9 protein-coding genes are annotated in these 6,047 nt (G+C 61.1%); 5 read left to right on the top strand and 4 right to left on the bottom strand.

Going from position 1 to position 6,047, the window contains the following annotated elements; translation table 11 throughout:
• Positions 1-85 precede the first annotated feature (85 nt).
• Complete coding sequence (locus KEC16_RS19405; RefSeq protein WP_211552046.1) at positions 86-583, top strand: GTPase family protein; 498 nt, start codon at positions 86-88, stop codon at positions 581-583.
• Between the two features lie 10 nt (positions 584-593).
• Here the strand turns inward: KEC16_RS19405 and KEC16_RS19410 are convergent, their stop codons facing one another.
• From KEC16_RS19410 to KEC16_RS19425, 4 genes are all read right to left on the bottom strand, one after another.
• Positions 594-1,019: a type II toxin-antitoxin system VapC family toxin gene (locus tag KEC16_RS19410; RefSeq protein WP_211552048.1), complete on the bottom strand. Its 426-nt coding sequence runs from the start codon at positions 1,017-1,019 to the stop codon at positions 594-596.
• On the bottom strand, positions 1,019-1,273 hold the full coding sequence (locus tag KEC16_RS19415; protein WP_211552050.1) for a type II toxin-antitoxin system Phd/YefM family antitoxin: 255 nt from the start codon (positions 1,271-1,273) through the stop codon (positions 1,019-1,021). The genes KEC16_RS19410 and KEC16_RS19415 overlap by 1 nt, the downstream gene beginning before the upstream one ends.
• An 89-nt stretch (positions 1,274-1,362) precedes the next feature.
• Positions 1,363-1,794 carry a type II toxin-antitoxin system VapC family toxin gene (locus tag KEC16_RS19420; RefSeq protein WP_428846073.1) on the bottom strand — a complete coding sequence of 144 codons (432 nt, stop codon included), beginning with the start codon at positions 1,792-1,794 and terminating at the stop codon, positions 1,363-1,365.
• On the bottom strand, positions 1,794-2,036 hold the full coding sequence (locus KEC16_RS19425; protein WP_211552054.1) for a type II toxin-antitoxin system Phd/YefM family antitoxin: 243 nt from the start codon (positions 2,034-2,036) through the stop codon (positions 1,794-1,796). Before KEC16_RS19425 ends, KEC16_RS19420 begins: the two co-directional genes overlap by 1 nt.
• A gap of 106 nt (positions 2,037-2,142) precedes the next feature.
• Here KEC16_RS19425 and KEC16_RS19430 point away from each other — a divergent pair, with 106 nt between their 5' ends.
• From KEC16_RS19430 to KEC16_RS20040, 4 genes are all read left to right on the top strand, one after another.
• Positions 2,143-3,117 carry an AAA family ATPase gene (locus KEC16_RS19430; RefSeq protein WP_211552056.1) on the top strand — a complete coding sequence of 325 codons (975 nt, stop codon included), beginning with the start codon at positions 2,143-2,145 and terminating at the stop codon, positions 3,115-3,117.
• A gap of 12 nt (positions 3,118-3,129) precedes the next feature.
• Entirely contained in the window at positions 3,130-4,125 is a 996-nt protein-coding gene (locus KEC16_RS19435; RefSeq protein ID WP_211552058.1) for a DUF3150 domain-containing protein, read from the top strand.
• A gap of 15 nt (positions 4,126-4,140) precedes the next feature.
• Positions 4,141-5,628, top strand: coding sequence for a cobaltochelatase CobT-related protein (locus tag KEC16_RS19440; RefSeq protein WP_211552059.1), 1,488 nt, complete (start codon positions 4,141-4,143; stop codon positions 5,626-5,628).
• A gap of 249 nt (positions 5,629-5,877) precedes the next feature.
• Positions 5,878-6,009 carry a hypothetical protein gene (locus tag KEC16_RS20040; RefSeq protein WP_283091946.1) on the top strand — a complete coding sequence of 44 codons (132 nt, stop codon included), beginning with the start codon at positions 5,878-5,880 and terminating at the stop codon, positions 6,007-6,009.
• Positions 6,010-6,047 lie beyond the last annotated feature (38 nt).

Raw genomic sequence — 6,047 nt, forward strand, 5'->3', positions numbered from 1 at the left:
TCCTGAACCTGTCATCAGAGTCGTCCTCAAGCAAAGTTAACACCTTTGCTCTCCACTCTTTCCGGGCAAGTCCAATCGGAGGTTTATGGAAACCAGCGATGTCGCCGCCTGCACGCGGGTTGTGCAAAGCGTCGAATACCAATTGCGGCCAGGACATTACCTCTCCTTCGCTGACCTGCCGGGGCTTGGGGAGAGCCAGGTTCGGGACGATGAGTACCTGGAGATTTACCGGACCATTCTGAGAAAGTCGGACGTTGCCGTTTACCTTTTCCGCGCCGACAACCGGGATTTCAGCATCGACCAACGCGCCTTTGACGGGCTTTTCCAACAAAACGGCCAGCGGGAAAAGGTGATCATGGTCATCAATGGGTGCGACAAGATCGACCCCATCCACCGGCAGGCCGGGCGAGACCCAACCCCGCTTCAACAGGAAAACATAGAGCGGAAAATAGGCGATCTCAGGAATGTGTTTCCGGGGATCGAGCACATTGTTCCGTGCAGTGCGGAAACCGGATGGAATCTGGAAACGCTGGCGCAGACCATTGTGCGCGTCTTGGCCCGCAGCAACGGCGTGACGCTGTAGGCGTCTCCCCTCAGCAAAGAAACTGCCAGGGGTTGAATAGGCGAACGTTTGTTCTCTCGAAATCCGCCACATTGCGCGTTGCCACCGTCATGCCGTGAACCAGGGCGGTGGCAGCGATCATGGCATCCCGCTCGCTTCGGGGATCGGGAACGTGGAGGGCGGCGCACCGCTGGGCCACGGCCAAATCCACCGGCAGAATGCGGTCGGTGAAGCAACGCACCACCTGTGTCTCCATCCATGCCCTCAACAAAGCCGCCTGGGAGGCGTCCCGCCTTTCAATTTGGAGGATGCCGATCTCCAGTTCCATGATGGTAATGGCCGACAAAAACAGCGTCCCGGCGTCCAGCGCGGACGCCCAGGCAACAACTCCTTTGTCGGCCCGTCCCGATTTGACCTTGCGCAACTCGGAAACAACGTTGGTATCAAGCAGGAACATCAGGACAGGTCCGCCGGGCGCACAACAATCTCGGCCTTGCCGGGGTCGAACTCGATGTCGGTTTCCGCGTCCATGGACAGAAGGTCGATGACGCTGACGGCCTTCCCGGTAATGCGCTGATATTCCTCAATGGTCAGGAGCACATGAGCCGCCCGCCCTCGGTCCGTGATGAAAACAGGACCAGCCTGCGCGGCCTTCTTGGCACGGCCAACATCCTGGTTGAAGTCCCGGCTTGAGACGGTGGTGATGGGCATGGCGGCTTCTCCCTCGATAACGTAGATACGTTACTACATTTGGCGCTGGCAATGCCAGTCCGCAATCCCCCCACGGAGACCGGCAGCCTTCAGGCCGTCGCCAGCATGTGCGTGGCGATTCCCATGGCCAAGCCCGCTTCCGCCAGTCGGCGGTCGAGGGTACAGAGGGTGGCTCCCCGTTCCCCGGCAATGGCAAGGTGCAAGGCGTCTCCCGCCCTCAGCCCCTGGCTATGGTCGTCGGCAAACCTCGCGGCAATGCGGAAATGGCTGCCCTGGACGGGCAGAGTCTGAAAGGACTCGGCCACCAACCGATTGAACAGCGTCAAGGCGGCGGCACGGTGTTGAACGGTGAGCGCCCCGGTCCTGACCTTGATGGACAGGGCCGAGGAAAACTCCGTCACCACCCAATCGCTGATCGCCAAGTCTTCGGGATTCTGTTCGGAAAGCCAAAGCTGAACCCGCTCGGTGGCGGGTTCGTTGGCTACGGCGGCTACCAGCAGCGACGTATCCAGATACAGCATCAATAGCGGCTTTCGTCGCGCATCTGACGCAGCAGCTCTTCGGCTCCGATTGTTTGCATCGGCATGGTGTCGGTCACGGCCCGCAACGCCGCCAATGTCACCGGGCGGCGCTGGGTTTGAACCTTGGTCAAGTGAGCGACCGGCTTGCCCCTGCGGGTGATGCAGATTTCTTCCCCGGCCTCGGCCTGGGCCACCAGTTCGCTGAGATGAGCCTTGGCATCGGCCAAGTTCACTGAGGTCATTCCAGCCTCCTATCTGACCAAGTTGTTGGTCACTTATACCGCCGCCATCCATGGCGGCGCAACTGTCCCATGGGGATATCCCCACCTCAACTCAAAGGATTTCATCATGACCGATCCCCTCGCGGAGATCGGCAGCCTTTCGGCTGTCGATTTCGATGCCGGAGCCTTGTTCAGCGGCCAGCCCTCGGGCCGCGAAATCAAGGGCTATGCGGCACCTTGTCGGCACGCTCCCGCCATCGATCCCGACTATCTGTTCCCTGCCGTCATGCGGGATTTGGTGGTGTGGTTCATGAGCGGGAACGATCCCCTCTACCTCTTCGGTCCCACCGGCAGCGGCAAGACCAGTTTGGTCCGCCAAGTGGCGGCGCGGCTGAATTACCCGGTGTTCGATATCACCGGCCACGGACGGCTGGAATTCTCGGACCTGGCCGGGCACCTGACCGTGGACAACGGCTCCATGCGTTTTCAGCACGGGCCGCTGGCCCTGGCGATGAAGCATGGCGGGCTGTTCCTGCTCAACGAAATCGACTTGTTGGACCCGGCCACCGCAGCCGGGCTCAACGGGGTGTTGGACGGTGCGCCGCTCTGCATCCCGGAAAACGGCGGCGAGGTGATCCCGCCCCATCCGATGTTCCGCTTCGTCGCCACCGCCAACACCAATGGCGGGTCCGATGGCACCGGACTTTACCAGGGAACGCTTCGGCAGAACCTCGCTTTCATGGACCGATTTTGGCTGTGCGAGGTGGCCTACCCAGACTCCACGGCGGAAATCCAAATTCTCGAACGCCGGGCTCCGGCTCTGCCTGCCGATCTGCGCTCCACCATGGTCGAGTTCGCCAACGAGGTTCGGCGCCTGTTCATCGGCGACAGCGACGGCCAGCACCAAAGCATCGAAGTCACCTTTTCCACCCGCACCCTGATCCGGTGGGCCGATCTGACCCAGCGGTTCCAGCCCTTGGCCCGCGCGGGCATCCAGCCCGTCACCTACGCCCTCGACCGGGCGTTGGGGTTTCGCGCCTCTCCGCCGACTCGCGCCCTGCTCCACGAGCTGGGGCAGCGGCTGTTTCCCTCTGCTTCGTAAAGGAACAATGCCATGACCAATGCCATTCCCACCGACATTACCGTTTTGAAGCAACTCACCGCCCTGCGGCTGGATGTGAACATCTGGTCTGCCAGGAAGAAACTGACCCCTGCCGATTTCGGCACCCTGGATTTGCCCCCGGAAAAGCTGGCCTCGCTGGGGAGCAAGAAGGTCTGCAATCCCGAAGATTTGCGGGTGTTCGCCACCCTCAAGGCCCGCGCCATTTCGCTGCTGGATCGCCACGGCATGCGGTTCCTCGGCGGTTGGGCGATTCCCGAAAATGCGGTCAAGCCGGTGAGCGAGGGACTGAAAGCCATCGCCACCGATTTCGCCGCCGCCAAGGACTCCTTCCTCGCCCGCTACGATCAGGCCATCCAGGAATGGGTCAGCACCAATCCCGGCTGGGAAGCGCTGATTGCCCGCTCACTGGTGGGGATCGATACCGTGCGGGCACGGCTGGGCTTCGCCTGGCAGATGTTCAAGGTCGTGCCGCCCAAGGGGCAGGCCGGACAGAGTCTGACCGAAGCGGTCAATACCCTCGGCGGTTCGCTGTTCGGAGAAGCCGCCAAGGTGGCCGATGAGGCGTGGCACAAAAGCTTCGCCGGGAAAAGCGAAGTCACGGCCAAGGCTCTGTCTCCCATCAAAAGCCTGCGGCACAAGCTGGCCGGACTGTCCTTTGTCGAGCCTCGGGTAACGCCCCTGGTGGATTTGATCGACGGGACCTTGGCGGCGGTGCCCGACAAGGGGCCGATCACCGGCACCGCCTTGGTGGGGCTTCAGGGGCTGGTCTGCCTGCTCCGCGATCCCGCCGCCATGGTCGAACACGGCCAGCGGATCATCGAAGGCCAAAACCCCAACGATGCCGTGCTCGGGCTGGTGGCTCACCCGGCTGCCGATCATACCCCGGTCATCGACGCCGATAGCTTTCCCGACTTCAGCGACGACGACCTTCCCCCTGATCTGCCGATGGAACCGGCCTCCAGGCTGGATTCCCTCGGCCTTTGGTAAGGATTTCAAACTTCCATGCGCAATTCAGCCATCCTGCAATGCCTGCCCCTGTTGGCCGATGCCCTGGGGCGGGCTTATGGCGTGGCCGTCGAGATCGGCGGCACCGACGCCTACACCACCGGCAAAATCATCCGCCTTCCCAGCCTTCCCGCTGACGCCGATTCCACCTTCCTGGGTTTGGTGCGCGGCTATATCGATCACGAGGCGGCCCATGTCCGTTTCACCGCGTTCCAGGTCCTTTCCCAGGCCAACACCACGCCGCTGGAGCGGCACATCTGGAACATCTTCGAGGATTGGCGGGTCGAAGCCAAGCTGGCGGCATATTATCCGGGCTGCCAACAAAATTTTACCTGGCTGATCCGCCACCTGTTCCTGGAGGGGGCGTCGCCGCTCCCGTCGGGGGTGGCCGTGGTTGTGGATTGGCTGCTGCTGACGGTTCGCTCCTGGAGCGTGCCGGAATTGGCACCCCGATGCCAGGAGGCCGCTGCGGTGATCGACCAGGATTGGCCGGGTTTGCGTCCGGATGTCGAACCAATCCTGGAGCGGATGCGCGGTCACTGTCCCGATAGCCTGGCCTGCCTGGACTATGCCCGTCAGGTCATCTGCTGCCTGAAGGAGTCCGCTCCGTCTCCTCGGCAAAATCCATCCCCGGATTTGGCGGTCAGTACCGATATGCAAAGCCTGATTTCCGCCGGGGAAAACGATCTTCCCGATGATTTCGGGCAAGTGCTGAGGAAATCCCTGGGGCAGAACGCGACGGAGATCAACCGCCTCACCGTCGCTATTGTGGGGGGCAAGCCTCGTCTTCCCCCGGAATCCAAGGATCGCGCCGCCATCGACCATGCCATTGCTGGCCTGCGGGCACGCCTGCATGGCTTGGTGCAATCCTCCCGGATGGTCAGGCACAAACCGGCCAGAGCCGGGAAGATCGACACCCGCCGTCTCCATGGCGTGGCCGTGGGAAATCCACGGATATTCGCCACTCATCAGGCTCGCCCCGCTATCAACACCGCTTTGCATGTGCTGCTGGACACTTCCGGCTCCATGCGGGAACGGATCGGCTTTGCCAACCAGTGCTGCCGGGCCGTGGCTCAGGCCATGGCCTTGATTGGCGTGTCGGTGGGGATCACCGCCTTTCCGGGAAGCGAACCCGGCACGGTGGTGCCTTTGCTGCGTCATGGGGAGCGTTCAAACCAATACCAGGACGTGGGAGCCAGGGGCATGACCCCCATGGGCGAAGCCCTGTGGTGGGTGCTGCAACAATTGTCCTCCCTGCCGGAACAGCGCCGCATGGTGCTGATCATCACCGATGGTAGCCCCGATGGCGCGGCCAACGTCCGGGCCGCCATCAAGTCGGCAACAGCCCTGGGCGTCGAGGTCTATGGCCTCGGCATCGATTCGCCGCACATCACCACCCTGCTGCCCGGTCGCAGCCGGGTGATCGCGGCCATCGACGAATTGCCGGGAGCGGTCTTTGCCATGTTGGAGCAAACGCTTGTGTAAGAAGGAGGCTTGGGGAGAAGCCCAAGCCTCTTCTGCCCCAACAAGTATCGGATGCGAAATTGTAGCGTTTTTGGCCCAAAATGCCACATGTGTCGGTGGAATTTGCGAATTTGAAAAACAAATACAGCAATATAAGCTGCACGATTTTACCAAGATTCTGGGTATTATTGTAATATCTACCCTCTAATGCTTAGTTTAATACGCACACCCATCCCATGGTATAGGCACACTTACCAAGGAAGATGTGAGATGAGCGCCAAAGACACCTCCATGCGTCAGGACATCCTGTCCCGTATCAATGCCATGCACGATTACATGACCGAGAAGCACAACAAGGTCTTCTTGGACTTGCCCGGAAAGAGTGGAGAGCAAAGGTGTTAACTTTGCTTGAGGACGACTCTGATGACAGGTTCAGGAAT

The organism is Magnetospirillum sulfuroxidans (assembly GCF_018224925.1).
Classification (GTDB): Bacteria; Pseudomonadota; Alphaproteobacteria; order Rhodospirillales; family Magnetospirillaceae; genus Magnetospirillum; species Magnetospirillum sulfuroxidans.